This window comes from Mycobacterium sp. AZCC_0083, from assembly GCF_014202335.1.
In the GTDB taxonomy this organism is placed as follows: Bacteria; Actinomycetota; Actinomycetes; order Mycobacteriales; family Mycobacteriaceae; genus Mycobacterium.
Window position 1 is genome coordinate 138,658 of record NZ_JACHGP010000012.1, and the last position, 16,926, is coordinate 155,583.

General features: G+C 67.7%; 19 protein-coding genes. 11 read left to right on the top strand and 8 right to left on the bottom strand.

The features are described 5' to 3' along the window. The first annotated feature begins 16 nt into the window (after nucleotides 1-16). Nucleotides 17-808, top strand: a complete 792-nt coding sequence (locus HNP02_RS27990; protein ID WP_309241715.1) for an alpha/beta hydrolase — start codon at nucleotides 17-19, stop codon at nucleotides 806-808. A 1-nt stretch (nucleotide 809) separates the two neighbouring features. Continuing rightward, nucleotides 810-1,106 carry an MGMT family protein gene (locus tag HNP02_RS27995; RefSeq protein ID WP_184443890.1) on the top strand — a complete coding sequence of 99 codons (297 nt, stop codon included), beginning with the start codon at nucleotides 810-812 and terminating at the stop codon, nucleotides 1,104-1,106. A 6-nt stretch (nucleotides 1,107-1,112) separates the two neighbouring features. On the opposite strand, the gene HNP02_RS28000 is transcribed toward HNP02_RS27995, so the two are convergent. The 3 genes from HNP02_RS28000 to HNP02_RS28010 all read right to left on the bottom strand — a co-directional run bounded on the left by HNP02_RS28000 (nucleotide 1,113) and on the right by HNP02_RS28010 (nucleotide 4,288). After that, on the bottom strand, nucleotides 1,113-1,967 hold the full coding sequence (locus HNP02_RS28000; protein ID WP_184443891.1) for a TIGR02569 family protein: 855 nt from the start codon (nucleotides 1,965-1,967) through the stop codon (nucleotides 1,113-1,115). Nucleotides 1,968-2,004: 37 nt separating this feature from the next. Beyond that, nucleotides 2,005-3,180, bottom strand: a complete 1,176-nt coding sequence (gene moeZ, locus HNP02_RS28005; protein ID WP_184443892.1) for an adenylyltransferase/sulfurtransferase MoeZ — start codon at nucleotides 3,178-3,180, stop codon at nucleotides 2,005-2,007. A 100-nt stretch (nucleotides 3,181-3,280) separates the two neighbouring features. Beyond that, nucleotides 3,281-4,288: a DUF3152 domain-containing protein gene (locus tag HNP02_RS28010; protein ID WP_184443997.1), complete on the bottom strand. Its 1,008-nt coding sequence runs from the start codon at nucleotides 4,286-4,288 to the stop codon at nucleotides 3,281-3,283. Nucleotides 4,289-4,540: 252 nt separating this feature from the next. Here HNP02_RS28010 and HNP02_RS28015 point away from each other — a divergent pair, with 252 nt between their 5' ends. Continuing rightward, nucleotides 4,541-5,221 (top strand): TetR/AcrR family transcriptional regulator, encoded by a 681-nt coding sequence (locus HNP02_RS28015; protein WP_184443893.1) that lies wholly within the window; start codon nucleotides 4,541-4,543, stop codon nucleotides 5,219-5,221. A gap of 3 nt (nucleotides 5,222-5,224) precedes the next feature. Here HNP02_RS28015 and HNP02_RS28020 read toward each other — a convergent pair whose 3' ends face one another. Further along, entirely contained in the window at nucleotides 5,225-5,473 is a 249-nt protein-coding gene (locus HNP02_RS28020) for a DUF3107 domain-containing protein (protein WP_184443894.1), read from the bottom strand. A gap of 259 nt (nucleotides 5,474-5,732) precedes the next feature. On the opposite strand from HNP02_RS28020, the gene HNP02_RS28025 reads away from it, so the two are divergent. Then, the gene (locus HNP02_RS28025) at nucleotides 5,733-6,566 is read left to right on the top strand and encodes a hypothetical protein (protein WP_184443895.1); all 834 of its coding nucleotides are present in this window, start codon (nucleotides 5,733-5,735) and stop codon (nucleotides 6,564-6,566) included. A gap of 39 nt (nucleotides 6,567-6,605) precedes the next feature. Here the strand turns inward: HNP02_RS28025 and HNP02_RS28030 are convergent, their stop codons facing one another. Further along, on the bottom strand, nucleotides 6,606-7,298 hold the full coding sequence (locus HNP02_RS28030) for a ferritin-like fold-containing protein (protein ID WP_184443896.1): 693 nt from the start codon (nucleotides 7,296-7,298) through the stop codon (nucleotides 6,606-6,608). Nucleotides 7,299-7,530: 232 nt separating this feature from the next. On the opposite strand from HNP02_RS28030, the gene HNP02_RS28035 reads away from it, so the two are divergent. Further along, nucleotides 7,531-9,090 (top strand): DEAD/DEAH box helicase, encoded by a 1,560-nt coding sequence (locus HNP02_RS28035; protein WP_184443897.1) that lies wholly within the window; start codon nucleotides 7,531-7,533, stop codon nucleotides 9,088-9,090. Nucleotides 9,091-9,109: 19 nt separating this feature from the next. Continuing rightward, nucleotides 9,110-10,324, top strand: a complete 1,215-nt coding sequence (locus HNP02_RS28040) for a hypothetical protein (protein ID WP_184443898.1) — start codon at nucleotides 9,110-9,112, stop codon at nucleotides 10,322-10,324. Here the strand turns inward: HNP02_RS28040 and HNP02_RS28045 are convergent, their stop codons facing one another. Continuing rightward, complete coding sequence (locus tag HNP02_RS28045; protein WP_184443899.1) at nucleotides 10,325-11,119, bottom strand: ParA family protein; 795 nt, start codon at nucleotides 11,117-11,119, stop codon at nucleotides 10,325-10,327. A 111-nt stretch (nucleotides 11,120-11,230) separates the two neighbouring features. Between HNP02_RS28045 and HNP02_RS28050 the strand changes: the two genes are divergently transcribed. Genes HNP02_RS28050 through HNP02_RS28060 form a run of 3 tightly spaced genes read left to right on the top strand, consistent with a single transcriptional unit; the run spans nucleotide 11,231 to nucleotide 13,442 of the window. Further along, the gene (locus HNP02_RS28050) at nucleotides 11,231-11,875 is read left to right on the top strand and encodes an acid phosphatase (RefSeq protein ID WP_309241716.1); all 645 of its coding nucleotides are present in this window, start codon (nucleotides 11,231-11,233) and stop codon (nucleotides 11,873-11,875) included. Beyond that, nucleotides 11,872-12,966, top strand: coding sequence for an isochorismate synthase MenF (locus tag HNP02_RS28055; protein ID WP_184443900.1), 1,095 nt, complete (start codon nucleotides 11,872-11,874; stop codon nucleotides 12,964-12,966). Before HNP02_RS28050 ends, HNP02_RS28055 begins: the two co-directional genes overlap by 4 nt. Then, the gene (locus HNP02_RS28060; RefSeq protein WP_184443901.1) at nucleotides 12,963-13,442 is read left to right on the top strand and encodes a GNAT family N-acetyltransferase; all 480 of its coding nucleotides are present in this window, start codon (nucleotides 12,963-12,965) and stop codon (nucleotides 13,440-13,442) included. Before HNP02_RS28055 ends, HNP02_RS28060 begins: the two co-directional genes overlap by 4 nt. On the opposite strand, the gene HNP02_RS28065 is transcribed toward HNP02_RS28060, so the two are convergent. Continuing rightward, on the bottom strand, nucleotides 13,397-13,825 hold the full coding sequence (locus tag HNP02_RS28065) for a hypothetical protein (RefSeq protein ID WP_184443902.1): 429 nt from the start codon (nucleotides 13,823-13,825) through the stop codon (nucleotides 13,397-13,399). The two genes, HNP02_RS28060 and HNP02_RS28065, sit on opposite strands and share 46 nt — an antisense overlap. Before the next feature lie 52 nt (nucleotides 13,826-13,877). Here HNP02_RS28065 and HNP02_RS28070 point away from each other — a divergent pair, with 52 nt between their 5' ends. Both HNP02_RS28070 and HNP02_RS28075 read left to right on the top strand, forming a co-directional pair. Beyond that, the gene (locus HNP02_RS28070; protein WP_184443903.1) at nucleotides 13,878-14,840 is read left to right on the top strand and encodes a diacylglycerol kinase family protein; all 963 of its coding nucleotides are present in this window, start codon (nucleotides 13,878-13,880) and stop codon (nucleotides 14,838-14,840) included. Between the two features lie 247 nt (nucleotides 14,841-15,087). Then, nucleotides 15,088-15,342 carry a WhiB family transcriptional regulator gene (locus tag HNP02_RS28075; protein WP_149374186.1) on the top strand — a complete coding sequence of 85 codons (255 nt, stop codon included), beginning with the start codon at nucleotides 15,088-15,090 and terminating at the stop codon, nucleotides 15,340-15,342. Nucleotides 15,343-15,418: 76 nt separating this feature from the next. Here HNP02_RS28075 and HNP02_RS28080 read toward each other — a convergent pair whose 3' ends face one another. Then, nucleotides 15,419-16,918 (bottom strand): sensor histidine kinase, encoded by a 1,500-nt coding sequence (locus HNP02_RS28080; RefSeq protein WP_184443904.1) that lies wholly within the window; start codon nucleotides 16,916-16,918, stop codon nucleotides 15,419-15,421. Between the last annotated feature and the right edge of the window lie 8 nt (nucleotides 16,919-16,926).

The following is a 16,926-nucleotide window of genomic DNA, read 5'->3' on the forward strand; positions in this document are numbered from 1 at the left end:
TGGCAGCATCGATGCCGTGGCCTCCCATACCGACGCGCTGAACACCTACCGCTACGGCCCAGCCGGGCCGACCCAGATCCTGGCCATCCATGGGCTGACCGGACACGGCCGACGGTGGGAGCCACTGGCCAACCGGCACCTGCCCGAGTACTCGATCGCCGCGCCGGACCTGCTCGGCCACGGCCGGTCGTCATGGGCCGCACCGTGGACCATCGACGCCAACGTGGCCGCGCTGGCAACGGTGCTGGACGCCGATTCGGCGGGCCCGGTGACGGTGGTCGGACATTCGTTCGGCGGCGCGATCGCGCTGGCTCTCGCGGCGACCCGGCCCGATCTGGTCGCGGCGCTGGTGCTGCTCGATCCCGCGGTTGGCCTGGACGGCGCCTGGATGCACGAGATCGCCGACTCGATGATGGAGTCGCCGGACTACACCGACCGTGACGAGGCTCGCAACGAGAAGGTCTCTGGCTCTTGGGCCGACGTCCCCGCGGCCGACGTCGACGCCGAACTCGACGAGCACCTGGTCGCGCTGCCTAACGGACGCGTCGGCTGGCGGATCGGCATCCCGGCGATGATGTCCTACTGGAGCGAGCTCGCCCGACCATTCGCGTTACCGCGCGAGGGCACGCCCACCTCGTTGATCCGCGCCACCAGAACCGATCCGCCGTACGTCTCCGAAGAGATCGTCTCGGCGCTCGACGCACGGCTCGGTTCTGACTTCACTCTGCTCGACTTCGACTGCGATCACATGGTGGCCCAGTCCAGGCCTGCGGAGACCGCCGAAGTGATCCGCGGGCACGCGGGCTGACATGGCACCCGTTACCGACGAGCAGGTCGAGAACGTGCGTGCCCTCGTCGCGTCGATACCTGCCGGCCGGGTGGCCACCTACGGCGACATCGCTGACGCGGCAGGACTTTCCAGTGCGCGGATCGTCGGGTGGATCATGCGCACCGACTCCTCGGACCTGCCGTGGCACCGGGTGCTCGGCGCGTCGGGCAGGCCCGCCGCCCACATTGCGACCCGGCAACTGGAACTGCTTCGCGCCGAAGGGGTGCTGGCCATCGACGGCCGGGTGCGCCTGGTCGAGGTGCGCCACGAGTTCTGAGGGCGGTCAGAGCACCAGTCGAACCAGAGCGGCCGTGCGCGCGAGGCCGGGGAACGCCGCCGCCGTCGACCGCGGGTGCAGTGCATGGACGGCCAGCCGGAACATCAACGCGCGCAACAGCATCTGCGGCCACTCTGGCAGGGACGTCCACCGCTCGACAAGCCCGTCGTCGGCCTCACCCCAGGCGAGCGCGTCGACGACCACCACCCCGGCCGCCCACGACGCGGGGCGCCAGTACGGCGTGATGTCGGTGATGCCCGGCGCGGTGGTGCCCGCGAACAGCACGGTGCCGTACAGGTCGCCGTGCACCAACTGGCTTGGGCCGCGCGTCGGCCTGCGCAGCGAGGCAAGCTGATTGATCAGCTCGATCGACCGCTGCCCGTCGGACGAACCGGGCGCCACCTGCGCACCGGGCGGCAGCGCATGCAGTGGACGGTCCTCCCACGCCGCACGGTCGGCGGCGACGAACACGTCGACGTCGGACCACGGCACGGACGGCGGCTGCGTCAGGAAGCGCGGGCGTTCCAGGCGCGCGGTCGCCTCGTGCAGCCGCACGGCGGCCGACACGACCTCGTCGTGTCTCGGCTCGGGCGTGCCGGTGACGAATGTGTCGGCGCGCCAACCGGCGACCACGTAGCGGCCGTCGGTGGAGCGCACGGGGCGGGCCAGCCGCACACCATCGACGAAGAGCGTCTCGCGGACCTTGGCCGACCATGCGGCGCGCGCGTGGTCGGCCACCATGGACAGCACGACTTCGCCGCAGCGCCAGCCGCCCTCCCAATTCGAACCGAGGGGCGCGGGCCGAAGCCCGGTGAGGCCGAACGCAGCCAGCACGTGATCAGGCGGCTGGTCGGCAGTCACACAGGTCAGACTAAGCTGTGCTCGGGCCAACCCGCCGTCAGTACATCACCATGTCGGGTTCGAGTTGCTTGCCCCACGCCACGATCCCGCCCTGCACGTGCTTCGCATCGGCGAAGCCGGCGTTCTTCACGATGGCCAGCACCTCGGCCGACCGCACACCCGTCTTGCAGTAGAACACCGGGGTGCGATCGACCTTCAACTTGGCCAACGCCTCACCGGTCTCGAATGCGGACTTCGGGATCAGCTCGGCGCCCTTGATGTGGTTGATGTCCCATTCGACGGGCTCGCGGACGTCGATCAGCGCCAACGGCTTGCCGGAGTCCAACAGCTCACGAAGTTCGCGCGGAGTGATCGTCGAGTCGGCCGCGGCCTCGGCGGCGGCCTCGGACACCACACCGCAGAACGCCTCGTAGTCGATCAGCTCGGTGATCTTCGGCGTCGCGGGGTCCTTGCGAATCTTGATCGTGCGGTAGGTCATGTCGAGCGCGTCGTAGACCATCAACCGGCCAAGCAGCGGATCGCCGATGCCGGTGATCAGCTTGATGGCCTCGGTGCCCATCACCGACGCGATCGACGCACACAGGATGCCAAGCACGCCGCCCTCGGCGCATGACGGCACCATCCCCGGCGGTGGTGGCTCGGGGTACAGGTCGCGATAGTTCAGGCCAAGACCGTCGGGGGCGTCCTCCCAGAACACCGACACCTGACCCTCGAACCGGTAGATCGAGCCCCACACGTAGGGCTTGCCCGCCAGCACCGCGGCGTCGTTGACCAGGTAGCGGGTCGCGAAGTTGTCGGTGCCGTCGAGGATCAGGTCGTACTGCTCGAACAGCTCGACGGCGTTCGACTCGTCCAGCCGGACCTCGTGCAGCCGCACCTCGACCAGCGGGTTGATCTCCAGGACCGAATCCCTGGCGCTCTGCGCCTTGGACCGTCCGATGTCGGACTGACCGTGAATGATCTGGCGCTGCAGGTTGGATTCGTCGACGACGTCGAAGTCGACGATGCCGATGGTGCCAACGCCAGCGGCGGCCAGGTACAGCAGGGTCGGCGAACCCAGCCCGCCTGCGCCGATCACCAGCACGCGAGCGTTCTTGAGCCGCTTCTGCCCGTCCACCCCGAGGTCGGGGATGATCAGGTGGCGGCTGTAGCGCGCAACCTCTTCGCGCGTCAGTTGAGCAGCTGGCTCGACCAGCGGTGGTAACGGCGACACAGTCAGGCTCCTCGACTCGAAATCCCGGGGTCCACGTCAATCACACCAGGCACAGACATTCAACGACAATCCCAGTGTGAACCTTCCCAGCGGGACCCCGTCAGGCGATGGGGTACGGCCAGGGGTTGAACCGGCATGACTTGCCGTCGGCCTGGACCGACTGCGGATCGAACTTCGCGTCGTCATCGTTGCTGATGGAGAAGGTCTGCTGCATCATCACCGGCGCCAGCGCGCCATTCTCGCCGCATGGTTCGTGACGCTGGTAGCCGATGGCGTGGCCAATTTCGTGGTTGATCTGGTACTGCCGGTAGGAGCCGATGTCGCCCTGGAACGGCACGGCGCCGCGCACCCAGCGCGCCTCGTTGAAGAACACCCGGGGCTGCACGTCGGGCCCGTAGGCCGGGTTGTAGCAGGACGTCTCGATCGGAATGTCGTAGCCGCAGCCTTCGCGCAGGGTTATCGGCGAGGTCAGCGACACCCGGAAGTCCGGCGCCCCGCTGTCGATCCTGGTGAACGCGAACTGCGGGTTGTGGGTCCAGCTCTTGGGATTGGCCAGGGTCTCACTGACCATCCGCGCGAACGCGTCGTCGCCGCCGAACGCCGTGGTGTCGACGCCGTCCTCCACCTCGACGGTGTAGGTGAACGACTTCGTCGTGCCCTCGCCGACCTTCGGGGACGTGCCGGGCACGATGTGCCACGTCTTGGCGCCCGCCTCGGTGAAGGGCCCGCCGTCGGGCAAGATGCCGGTCGGCAGGTTGGCGTCGAACTGGGTCATGCCCTTGGGCGGCGCACCGATGATCGCGGTGCTGGCCGGGTCGATCGTCGGCGGCCCCTGAACCGGTCCTGCGTCCTTGACCGGTGCCGTCGTGCCGATGCCGGTGATCGTTTGATAGACGACGACCGCGGTGATGGCGATCAGCACCGGCAGGGCATAGGCGCGCCAGCCGTAGGTCGACACGAAGCGACCCAGCCAGGTCTGCTTGCGCCACTGCTGACGGTCGTCGCGATTGGACCGCGTCCGTCCCGAGTCGTCTGCGACCGGGTCGCGCTGCGCGCGAAGCGGCTCCCGCCACTCGTTGTGCAGCACGGGTACGCGACCGCCGCTCATCTTCCCGTCGCTTCGCTCGCCCCAGTCCCTACTTTTCCCGTCGCTTCGCTCGCCCCAGTGACTCCCCGGGTCGTAGGTCACCGGACCAGAATGGCACAGTGCGCCGCCGGGGCGGTTCCGGCGCGCCACCCAACGGCACACGGCCGCCAGATCACGACCTCCCCCAACTATCGGTAGTAATGTCGTTCGGATGGTCGGCCGGTGCCGAAATCCCCTGCCCGGCACGCAGCACCGATCCAGATTGAGGACTGAATGAGCGAGCTCGCCAACGCCGGAAGGAGACGCGCGCAACCGGCGGCCGGTGACGGCTCGACGGGCCGGTCATCCGGCAACCGGCGTGGCAACCGACTGCCCCGCGACGAACGTCGCGGGCAGCTGCTCATCGCTGCCAGCGAGGTCTTCGTCGAACGCGGCTACCACGCGGCCGGCATGGACGAGATCGCCGACCGGGCGGGCGTCAGTAAACCCGTTCTATACCAACACTTCTCGTCCAAGCTCGAGTTGTACCTTGCGGTGCTGCAGCGCCACGTCGAGAACCTGGTGTCCGGCGTGCGGCAGGCACTGCGCACCACCACCGACAACCGCCAGCGGCTACGCGCCGCGGTCCAGGCGTTCTTCGACTTCATCGAGCACGACGGCCAGGGCTACCGCTTGATCTTCGAGAACGACTACGTCACCGAACCGCAGGTGTCGGCGCAGGTGAAGGTGGCCACCGAATCCTGTACCGACGCGGTGTTCGACCTGATCAGCCGCGACTCGGGACTCGAAGCGCATCGCGCCAGGATGATCGCGGTCGGCCTCGTCGCGGTCAGCGTGGACTGCGCGCGGTACTGGCTGAACAGCGATCGGCCGATCTCCAAGGACGCCGCGGTCGAGGGCACGGTGCAGTTCGCCTGGGGCGGACTGTCACACGTGCCGCTCACCCGCGGCTAGCGTTCAGCCCTTCTTGCCGGACTCCGCCAGGATGCCGAACCCGACCCGACGGCCGTCGGAAGCACCGATCTCGACGTAGGCGATCTTCTTGGCCTGCACCAGGAAGAGCCTGCCCTTCTCGTCGGTGAGGCTCAGCACGCCCGAGTCCGTGCCCAGCGCGTCGGTAACCAACTTCTGCACCTCATCGTGTGTCTGCGCGCTGCTGAAGACCAGCTCGCGCGGGCTGTCGGTAATACCGATCTTGACCTCCACGCTGGACCCTTTCCGTTGGTCGTGTTCTACCTCGAGAAGGCTAGTGGACGGCGGGGGCCCGTGACGCCGCGGCCGCTTCGCGTTCCGCGAACACCGTTGAAACGTATTGGGGGCGTCGCAACGTCACGGAAGGCGTCACGCGAACGAGGCCGGACCGTGACCTGGCACGCCGCGCGTGAACCTCACCCGTCACTTTTGCCCCGATAGCATCGATCACGTTCACCTCGCGAACAACCACCAAGCGATCCGGGAAAGTGTGATGAGCAGGCAGTATCCTCCGCATTCAACGTATTCGACACCTTCTGGGACGCGTCGTACCGACGACTCCGCAGAGCAGCACCCGGGCCACTCTCGCTACGGCGAATACTACTCGTACGGCGGCGGCTCATACGGCAGCTCACGGCGCTACACCTCGCGCGCCGACCGCACGGGTTCGACCGAGACGGTGGTCCTCGACGACGTCGACGAGTCCGACGATCTCGACGATGACGAGGACTACGAGGACTACGACGACTACGCCGACCCGATCGATCGCCGCTGGGTCTGGGTCGCGGGCGTCGCAGGCGTCATCCTGCTCGTCGCGGTGATCTGCACCGTGGTCATCCTCGGCGGAGGTGACAGCGGCTCGGTGTCGAAGACCGTCAGCCCGCCCGCCGCCACCAGTCAGGCGCCGACGACCTCGGCCGCACCGCCCGTGGCGACGTCACGGGTACCCGTGCCGCCCCCAGGGCCGTTGACCCCGGAAACGGTCACCACCGTCGCACCCGAACCGACGGCGAGCGCGGCACCCACACCGACCGCACCGGCCGTCGCCGCGCCGGACCCGCGCACGATCACCTATCAGGTGACGGGCACCCGCCAGCTGATCGACATGATCACCGTGATCTACACCGACCAGCAGGGCGCCCTGCAGACCGAGCTCAACGTGGCTCTGCCGTGGACGAAGACCGTGGTGCTGGACCCCGGCGTCAACCTCACCTCGGTGACTGCGACGAGCCTCATGGGTCAGCTGGACTGCTCGATCACCGATGCAGGGGGCGCGACGATCGCGGCGCAGGCCACCAACACGATGATCACCACCTGCACCAAGTAGATCCCCCGTCGCTTCGCTCGCCCCCGGTAGCGAAATCGCTTACGCGAGGCCGAGTTCCCGCATGCGTGCATTGTGCGTGCGCTGCAACCGGTCGAAGAACTCGGTGAGCCTGACGAGGCCGTGGCTGCTCGACATGACGAGGTCGACGAGTTCGTCGTGGTCTGCGAGCACGAACTGCGCCTGAGTGATGGCCTCGCCAAGCAGGCGCCGCGACCACAGGGCCAGGCGGTGGCGCTGCTTGTCGCTCGCCGTGACCGCAGCCTTCACCTCGGCGACGACGAACTGGGAGTGCCCGGTCTCGGACAGCACCGCCCGCACCACACTGGCCGCCTCCGCAGGCAGCGCGTCGGCGATCTCGAGGTAGAAGTCGGCGGCCAGCGCGTCACCGACGTACGTCTTGACCAGCGCCTCCAGCCACGTGCTCGGGGTGGTCAGGCGGTGGTAGTTCTCCAGCGCGGACGCATACCTGGTCATGGCGGGCACTACGTCGACACCCCGCTGGTCCAGCGCGTCCCGCAACATCTCGTAGTGGTACATCTCGGCCGCGGCCATGCTGGCCATGTTGATCCGGCCTGCCAAATTCGGCGCCATCCGCGCCTCGTCGGTGAGCCGGTAGAACGCCGCCACCTCGCCGTATGCCAGCAGCGCAAACAACTCCGTCACACCGGGGTGATCGATCGACACGCCCGGGGTCACGGGGTTCACCGTCTGATCGGGCGGGGTCGAAGTCATGGCCCAACTGTAGACGCCGACCAGCGCGACGACGGCCCTGGAAAACCGGCCAGCTATCATGTAATGGGATGTGGCCGTCCGAAGTGTCTGGCCGCGACCGAAGAAATGTGCGTGCACGCAGTTGGCTCGCCTCCTCGAAGGCCAGGGCCCGGTGCTTTTCGTCAGACTCGTGCGCGCGTGAACATCCGCGAGGACTTACGAGGACTGACCCAGAAAGGTACGTCGCCAACGCATGACTTCACCTAATTCAGAACCACTTTCAGAATCCGTATCGGAATCGGATTCGGAATCCGCTGCAGAACCGACCACTGAAACCACGACGTCCTTCGCCGATCTCGGCGTGCGCGAGGAGATCGTCCGCGCACTCGCCGAAGGCGGCATCGAGCACACGTTCGCCATTCAGGAACTGACCCTGCCGCTGGCGCTCGCCGGCGACGATCTGATCGGCCAGGCCCGCACGGGCATGGGAAAAACCCTGGCATTCGGTGTGCCCTTGCTGCACCGGATCGTGACCGACACCGCTCGGCCCCTCAACGGCATGCCGCGCGCGCTGGTGGTCGTACCCACCCGTGAGCTGTGCCTCCAGGTCTACGACGACCTGGCCAATGCAGCCAAGTATTTGAGGGCGGACGTCGAGGGCCATGCCGACCGCAAATTGTCGGTGACCTCCATCTACGGCGGCAGGCCCTACGAGCCGCAGATCGAAGCCCTCCAGAAGGGCGTCGACGTCGTCGTCGGCACCCCCGGCAGGCTCCTCGACCTGGCCCAGCAGGGCCACCTGCAGCTCGGCGGTCTGTCGGTGCTGGTGCTCGACGAGGCCGACGAGATGCTCGACCTGGGCTTCCTGCCCGACATCGAGCGGATTCTGCGGCAGATCCCCGACGAGCGGCAGGCGATGCTGTTCTCGGCGACGATGCCCGACCCCATCATCACGCTGGCCCGCACCTTCATGCAGCAGCCGACGCACATCCGCGCCGAGGCGCCGCACTCGTCGGCCACGCACGACACCACCAAGCAGTACGCCTACCGCGCACATGCGCTGGACAAGGTGGAAATGGTGACACGTGTTCTGCAGGCCCGTGACCGCGGCGCGACGATGATCTTCACCCGCACCAAGCGGACCGCGCAGAAGGTCTCCGACGAGCTCGCCGAACGTGGCTTCAAGGTCGGCGCCGTGCACGGCGATCTCGGCCAGGGCGCCAGGGAGAAGGCACTCAAGTCCTTCCGCACCGGTGACATCGACGTGCTGGTCGCCACCGACGTCGCCGCCCGCGGCATCGACATCGACGACATCACCCACGTGATCAACTACCAGATTCCCGAGGACGAGCAGGCCTACGTGCACCGCATCGGCCGCACCGGTCGCGCGGGCAAGACCGGGATCGCCGTCACGCTCGTCGACTGGGACGAGCTCCCCCGCTGGACGCTGATCGACAAGGCACTTGGCCTCGGCATCCCCGACCCCGCCGAGACCTACTCCAACTCACCAACCCTCTACACCGAGCTGGACATCCCGACCGACGTCACCGGGTCGATCGGCGCCGCGGCGCGCAGCAACGGGAGCAAGGACCGGCCGAAGCGCGAGGCCCGCGACGGCGATCGACCCGCGCGCAATCGTGACCGCACCCGGCAGCGCACTCGCGGTGCCAGTTCCGGAACGGGCCACGTGGAGAACTCCGAGCAGACCCCGGCCGCCTCCAACGACGAAACCGCACCCGCCGACGGCACCGGCCCCGCGCGCCGCAGGCGCAGGCGTCGCCGTCCCAGCACCGCCGCCCCGTCGGCCGGCTAGGCGAGGTCACCACCGCTCGATGGTCAAACCGGAACGCCGCACCAGGGGTGACCTCCTGGCCGCACTGGCGATCGCCGCCGTCTGCGCCGTCACCGCGGGCCTGATCTGGTGGACCAGCGACGCGCGGGCGACGATCAGCCGTCCTGCGACGACGCCGGTCCCCGCGCTGAAGTCCGCTCGCGACGTGCCAAGCACACTGCGAGAACTGTGGACGGCGGCCAGCCCCGCGACGACCGAGCCGGTGATCGCTGGCGGCGCAGTGGTGACCGGAGACGGCCGGCAGGTCGACGGGCGAGACCCCGTGACCGGCGCGGTGCTCTGGAGTTACGCGCGCGACATCGACCTGTGCGGCGTGACGTCGGTGTATCAGGACGCCGTCGCCGTCTACCCCGACGCCCGCGGGTGCGGTCAGGTCAGCACCATCGACGGCAAGACCGGCAAGCGCGGCCCGACCCGCACCGCCTATGCCGACCCCAAGGTCAGGCTATCCACGGACGGCACCACCGTGCTGTCAGCCGGTGACAGCCGGCTCGAGCAGTGGCGCTCCGACATGGTCAGGATGAACAGCTGGGGCGCACTGGACGCGCGGATCAAGCCCGACGTCCCCGCGCAGCCGCTGTGCCGCCTGGTGTCGGCCGCTGCGAGCCCGTCGGCGGTATCGGTGATCGAATCGTGTCCCCAGCAGCCCGACGACCGGCTCACCCTACTGCGACCGGACAAGGAGGAGGATCAGCCACTGGCGAAGCACGTCTCGCTGCCTGGCGTGGCCGCCGACTCCGATGCCCAGGTGATCGCCGTATCCGACACCACCACCGCCGTGTACCTTCCGACGCCCAAACCCACCGTGAACGTCATCGACGAGAACGGCACGACCATCGCCAGCACGCTGCTGTCCAAGCCTGCGGCGCCCGACGCCACCATGTCGCGCGCAGGCGACCTGATCACCTGGTGGACGGGTGACAGCGTCATGGTCTTCGATGCCAACGCACTGCACTACCGCTACACCGTCAGCCCCGTCGGCGGACAGGCACCGGTGGGCCCCGCGGCGATGTTCGCAGGCAAGCTTCTGGTGCCCGTCACGACGGGATACGACGTGTTCAATCCCCAGGCCGGCGCCGGTCAGAGCCACATTCAGCTGAGCCGACCGCCCAGCCCCGGCCCCGTCGTGCCAGCGGTCGCCGGGAGCACGCTGCTCGAGCAGCGTGGCCCCACGCTGGTGGCGTTGGGCGCCTAGCTACACCTCTGGGCTGAAACTCGCAAGGGCCTTGCCCGACTTCCAGTGCTTGAGCAGGTCGTTGGCCAGCGCACGATAGGCATTGGCGCCCTTGTTCTTTCGTCCCGCCAAGACCGACGATCCCGATGCGCTCGCCTCGGCGAACCGCACGGTGCGCGGGATCGGTGGCCCCAAGACCACTAGGCCGTAGCGGTCCGCGACGTCTAGCAGCACATCGCGGCTGTGCGTGGTGCGCGAGTCGTAGAGCGTCGGCAGCGCGCCGAGCAACTGAAGGTCGGCGTTGGTGATCTGCTGGACGTCGGTGACCGTCCTGAGGAACTGGCCGACGCCGCGGTGCGCCAGCGTCTCGCACTGCAACGGCACGATCACGTCGTCGGCAGCCGTCAGACCGTTCAGCGTCAGGACCCCCAGCGATGGCGGGCAGTCGATGATCACGACGTCGAAGTCCGACGAGACCTTGGCCAGCGCGCGCTTGAGCGCGTACTCGCGGCCCGCCCGCATCAGGAGCATCGCCTCGGCCCCCGCCAAGTCGATGTTGGCGGGCAGCAGCGTCATGCCCTCAACCGTCGGCACCAGCGCGACACTCGGTTCCACGTCACCGAGCAGCACCTCGTGGATCGACACCGTCAGCTTGTCGGGATCAGCGCCGAGCGAGAAGGTCAAACACCCTTGCGGGTCGAGATCGACGAGCAGCACTCGTCGCCCCTTCTCCGCCATCGCCGCACCCAACGACGCCACGGTCGTCGTCTTGGCGACCCCACCCTTTTGATTGGCGACCGCTAGTACCCGCGTCATGAAACTCCCCTCGCGCCGCAAATTTCCCGTCGCTTCGCTCGCCCCGCGCAACGTGTTCATCCAAGCACGCGCGCGGAGCATCGGCTCCGGCGTGCGGCAGAATCGGCCACTGTGAGCATCGATGAGCCGCTTGCGCGAAGAGAATCAGGCGTAGAACGGCACCGCCTCCTGCTGCTGCGCCACGGCGAGACCGACTGGTCCAAGAGCGGCAGGCACACCGGCCGCACCGACCTCGAACTCACCGAGACCGGGCGCGAACAGGCCACCCTCGCCGCCGAGGCGCTTGCCGACCTGCAGCTGCGCGATCCGCTGGTGGTGAGCAGCCCACGACATCGCGCGCTGGTGACCGCGGAACTCGCTGGCCTGACCGTCGACGAAGTGACGCCTCTGCTGGCCGAGTGGGACTACGGCGACTACGAGGGCCTGACGACGCCGGAGATCCGCGAGACGGTGCCGGACTGGACGGTGTGGAAGTACGGATGTCCCGGCGGCGAGAGCGTTGCCGCGATCACCGAACGTGCCGACCGCGCCGTCGACCTTGCGCTGTCACACATGGAGTCGCGCGACGTGCTGTTCGTCGGGCACGGCCACTTCTCGCGTTCGGTGATGACCCGCTGGATGGAACTGCCGATCCTGGAAGGGATCCGGGTGTCGATGGCGGCCGCATCGATCGCGGTGTGCGGCTTCGAACACGGCGTTCGGCAGATCACCGCGCTCGGCCTGACCGGCCACGTCAACCCGTGCCTCCCGCCGTGACGGCCGAACCGTCCTTCGTGATGACCGGCCGCGCCGGGGTGCTGGTGGCCAATGGCGTACACACCGCCTATCCGCGACTCGACGACGCGCGGGCGGCGCTCGCCTCCGGTGACGTGCCGATCGTGTTGGGCGCCTTGCCCTTCGACATGACGCGCCCGACCGCGCTGATGCGCCCGCAGGCGGTACGGCTTCTCGACGCGCTACCCGATTGGCCGCGGTGCGACCTGCCTGCGGTGCGGATTGCCGAGACGCTCCCGGCTCCCGACGTGCACCGTGCCCGCATCGCCGAGGCCATCGCCCGGCTGAACGATCCGGGTTCCGGCCTGCACAAGGTAGTGCTGGCGCGAGCGCTGCGACTAGTCGCCGACGGCCCGCTGGACGTGACGACGATCCTCGCCCGCCTCGCCGAAGACACCACTGCCAACGCCTATTTCGCCGATCTGACGCCGGCAGGTGCGGAGTACGCGGGCATGGCGCTGATCGGTGCAAGTCCCGAACTGCTGGTGGCCCGGCGCGGCGAGGTGGTGACGTGCCGACCGTTCGCGGGATCCGCACCCCGTTCGGCCGATCCCGCCGCTGACCGGGCCAGCGGTGTCGCGCTGGCGGAGTCGGCCAAGAACCTGCACGAACACCAACTGGTCGTCGACGAGATGCGCAAGGCGCTCGAACCGCTGTGCGTCGACTTGTCGATCGCGCAGACACCGGAGCTCAGTAGCACGTCGGCGGTGTGGCACCTGAACACACCCATCACCGGGCGGCTACGTGAGTCATCAACCACTGCACTGGATCTCGCGATCGCACTGCACCCGACACCAGCCGTTGGCGGGGTGCCGGCATTGGCGGCAGCCGAACTGATCAACGAGCTGGAGGGCGACCGCGGGTTCTACGCGGGGGCGGTCGGGTGGTGCGACGCGGCAGGCGACGGCCGCTGGGTGGTGGCCATCCGCTGCGCGCAACTGTCCGCCGACCGGCAGACGGCCGAGGCGCGGTCGGGCGGCGGCATCGTCGCAGAATCCGATCCCGACGACGAAGTCGCCGAGACCACCACGAAGTTCAAAACCATCATGTCTGCGTTGGGAGTTCGATCATGACTATCCAGATCCGCCGCGTTCAACCCGGCGACGAGGCCGTGCTGACGGCCATGGTGCACGAGCTTGCGGAGTTCGAGAACGCCGCGGATCAGTGCACCGTGACCGAATCCAAGATGCGCACTGCGCTCTTCGCGGATCAGCCGACGGCGTACGCGCACATCGCCGAGGTCGACGGTGAGCCCGCGGCCTGCGCACTGTGGTTCAAGAGTTTCTCCACCTGGGACGGCGTTGCGGGGATCTATCTGGAGGACCTGTTCGTGCGTCCGCAGTTCCGCAGGCACGGCCTGGCTCGATCACTACTGGCCACGCTGGCCAAGGAGTGCGTGGCAGGCGATTACACCCGGCTGTCGTGGGCGGTACTGGACTGGAACGTCGATGCCATCGCGCTGTACGACTCGGTCGGCGGCCGCCAGCAGAACGAGTGGATCACCTACCGGGTGTCGGGCCCAGAGTTGTCCGCACTGGCGGGGTCCTGAGCCGTCGCCGACGCCCACTGCAGTGCCGAGGGACTGAACGACAGAACCAGTACACCAACGGCGACTAGTGCCAGCGGGACGCCATAGGCCCATCGCTGCGAGCCGACGGCGATGTACCAGGCCACCGGCAGCAGGAGGAGCTGCGCGAACACCGCGACGCCGCGGCCCCATCGCCTGCCGGTCCACAGTGCCCATCCGGCGGCAATCACACCGGCACCCATGACCGAGTACCAGGCAGCGGTGCCGTACCCGCTGATCGCCTTCTCGTGGGCCCCGCCGATGGCACGCACCACGAGGACCACGGCCACGACGACCAGCGCGGCACCCTCGAGTGCCACCACGACACCCGCCTGGCGCACGGTCGCCGGTGCGGGAACGATCACGACGGCCAGCGTAAGCGTTCCGGTTGGGCGGCCTTGGATAGGCTTGGTTCCCGTGCGTGCCGTGCTGATCGTGAATCCGAACGCTACATCGACCACCCCGGCCGGACGCGACCTGCTCGCGCACGCGCTGGAGAGCCGGCTCGACCTGACGGTCGTGCACACCAACCATCGCGGCCACGCCATCGAGATCGGCAGCGACGCGGCGCGCGACGGGATCGACGCGGTGATCGTGCACGGCGGTGACGGCACGGTGAACGAAGTGGTCAACGGCATCCTCGGCGACTGCGGCCAGGGCAGGCCCGCGCTGAACGGGCCCGCTGTCGGGGTGGTACCCGGCGGTTCGGCCAACGTCTTCGCCCGCGCACTTGGCATCAGCCCCGACCCCACCGTCGCGACCAACCAACTCGTCGACCTGCTCGACGAGCACCGCCGCGGTGGGGCGTGGCGCCGCATCGGGTTGATGGACTGCGGTGAGCGTTGGGCCGTCTTCACCGCGGGTATGGGCGTCGACGGTGCCGTAGTCGCCGCCGTCGAAGCCCAGCGGGACAAGGGCCGCAAGGTCACGGCCTGGCGCTACATCCGGGTCGCGATCCGGGAGAACCTGGCGGCCGCCCGCAAGGAGCCGTCGCTGACGCTGCACCTTCCCGGCCGCGAACCGGTTTCCGGCGTGCACTTCGCGTTCGTCTCGAACTCCAGCCCCTGGACCTACGCCAACACCCGACCCGTGTGGACCAATCCCGAGACGACCTTCGAGACGGGTGTGGGCGTCTTCGCGGTCACCAGCATGAACGTCTGGGCGAATCTGGGGCTGGTGCGACGGATGTTGTCTCGCAAGCCGCAGATCGAGGCCAAGCATCTGATCCGCGACGACGACCTCGCGTGGATCCGGGTGACCAGTGACACAGAGGTGGCTTGCCAGATCGATGGAGATTACGCAGGCTTGCGTGAAACCATGACGTTCACGTCGGTTCCGAATGCTCTTGGCGTCGTGGCACCACCCGCGAAAACCCTTTGACCTGGAATTTCACACTCACAGGGTTTAATTCAGGGCGCAAGTGAGTTAAGTGTAGTACAAACGAATGAGGGTTCTGGTAACGCAGTCCCGCAGTGACGTTGCACACGTGTTAACGCGCCTCTATTGACATCTGTTCAGCCTGTGGAAGCATCGTTTGCAACAGTGCAGAAACATTTGACGTGCACGCGTTAACAGCCGAAGAAAAGCTCGTGCGTCTTGCTGCGCACACGATAAGGAGTTGGAAGCTATGGATTGGCGGCATAAAGCGGTCTGTCGTGACGAGGATCCGGAACTGTTCTTCCCGGTAGGAAACAGTGGCCCGGCGCTCGCCCAGATTGCTGACGCAAAGATTGTCTGCAACCGCTGCCCGGTGACGACGGAGTGCCTGAGCTGGGCACTGGAGTCCGGCCAGGACGCCGGCGTATGGGGCGGCATGAGCGAAGACGAACGACGCGCACTCAAGCGGCGCAACGCGCGCACGAAGACGCGTACCAGCGTCTAGCTCTCACGCGATTTTCGATCTATGGCCCCGGTGAATACCGGGGCCATAGTTCTGCGCGCAGAAGGCGTATCGGGCGCTATTGCGGCAGCCTAGTGCGTCTGCCGATGGGCACCCGCAGGACGACCTCGGTCCCTCCGTTCGACGCTTCGTGCATGCCCAGTGAGCCGTCCAACTCCGCCGCCACCAGCGTCCGCACGATCTGCAATCCCAACCGGTCCGACTTCTCAAGGCTGAACCCCTCGGGAAGGCCGCGACCGTCATCGTTGACCACGACGTCGAGCCAGCGCGCGGACCGCTCCGAGCGGATCGTCACACAGCCCTGTGTGGTCGACGCGTCGTAGGCGTGTTCGATCGCGTTCTGCACCAACTCCGTGACCACCATGACCAGGGCCGTGGCACGGTCCGCGTCAAGCACGCCAAGATCACCCTCGCGCACGATCCGGATCGGGGTGTCCACCGACGCAACGTCGTTCATGATCGGCAGGATCCGATCGACCACCTCGTCGAGGTTGACGTCCTCGTCCACCGACATCGAGAGCACGTCGTGCACCATCGCGATGGAATGCACCCGCCGCACCGATTCGATCAGCGCCTCGCGGCCCTCGGGATTGTTGGTGCGCCGGGCCTGCAGCCTCAGCAGCGCGGCCACCGTCTGCAGGTTGTTCTTCACCCTGTGGTGAATCTCGCGGATCGTCGCATCCTTGGACAGCAGAGCGCGGTCGCGCCGTTTCACCTCAGTGACGTCGCGGATCAGCACCGCAGCGCCGGTGGCGACCCCGTCTGCCACCAGCGGCAGCGTCCGCAGCAGGACGGCGGCACCGCCCGCGTCGACCTCCATCCGCATGCTGGATCCGCCTGCCAGCGAGTCACGGACATGGGTAGCGAGTTCCTGCGCCTCGAACGGGTCCGAGATGAGGGGGCGCGTCACCGTGACCAGGTTGTGGCCCTCGAGTTCGGCGGCAAGACCCATGCGGTGATAGGCCGAGATCGCGTTCGGGCTGGCGTACACGACCCCACCGTCGACGTCGAGGCGAATGAAGCCGTCACCAACCCGCGGGCTGGACCGCGACATCGCCAGATCCCCCACGTTGGGGAACGTGCCCTCGGACAGCATGCGCAGCAGGCCGCGGGCGCAGTCCCGATAGGCCCGCTCCAACGGGCTGGTCTCGCGCCGGTCGGCCAGCGCCGTCTGGTGGGTCAGCACCGCGACCACCTGATCGGCGTGACGGACGGGGACGGCCTCGACGTTGAGCCAGACGCCGTCGTGCGAATCTTCTTGCCCCGCATCGCTTTCCCGGCCGATGTGGCCGGACTCGAATGCAGCGGTCACTACGGGCATGTCATCGCCGGTGTTGAGGGTGCCGACCGCATCGGCCAGCAGTACGGTCGGCGCGGTATTGGGCCGGACCTGGGCGACGCACGCCAGATGGCCGTCATCGCGGCGGACCCACATCAGATAGTCGGCGAAGGACAGATCGGCGAGCAACTGCCACTCGCCCACCACCGCATGTAGGTGATCGACGGCGTTGCCTGGCAGGACGGTGTGCTCGGCGAGCAGGTCACCGAGGGTGGACATCGGAGATT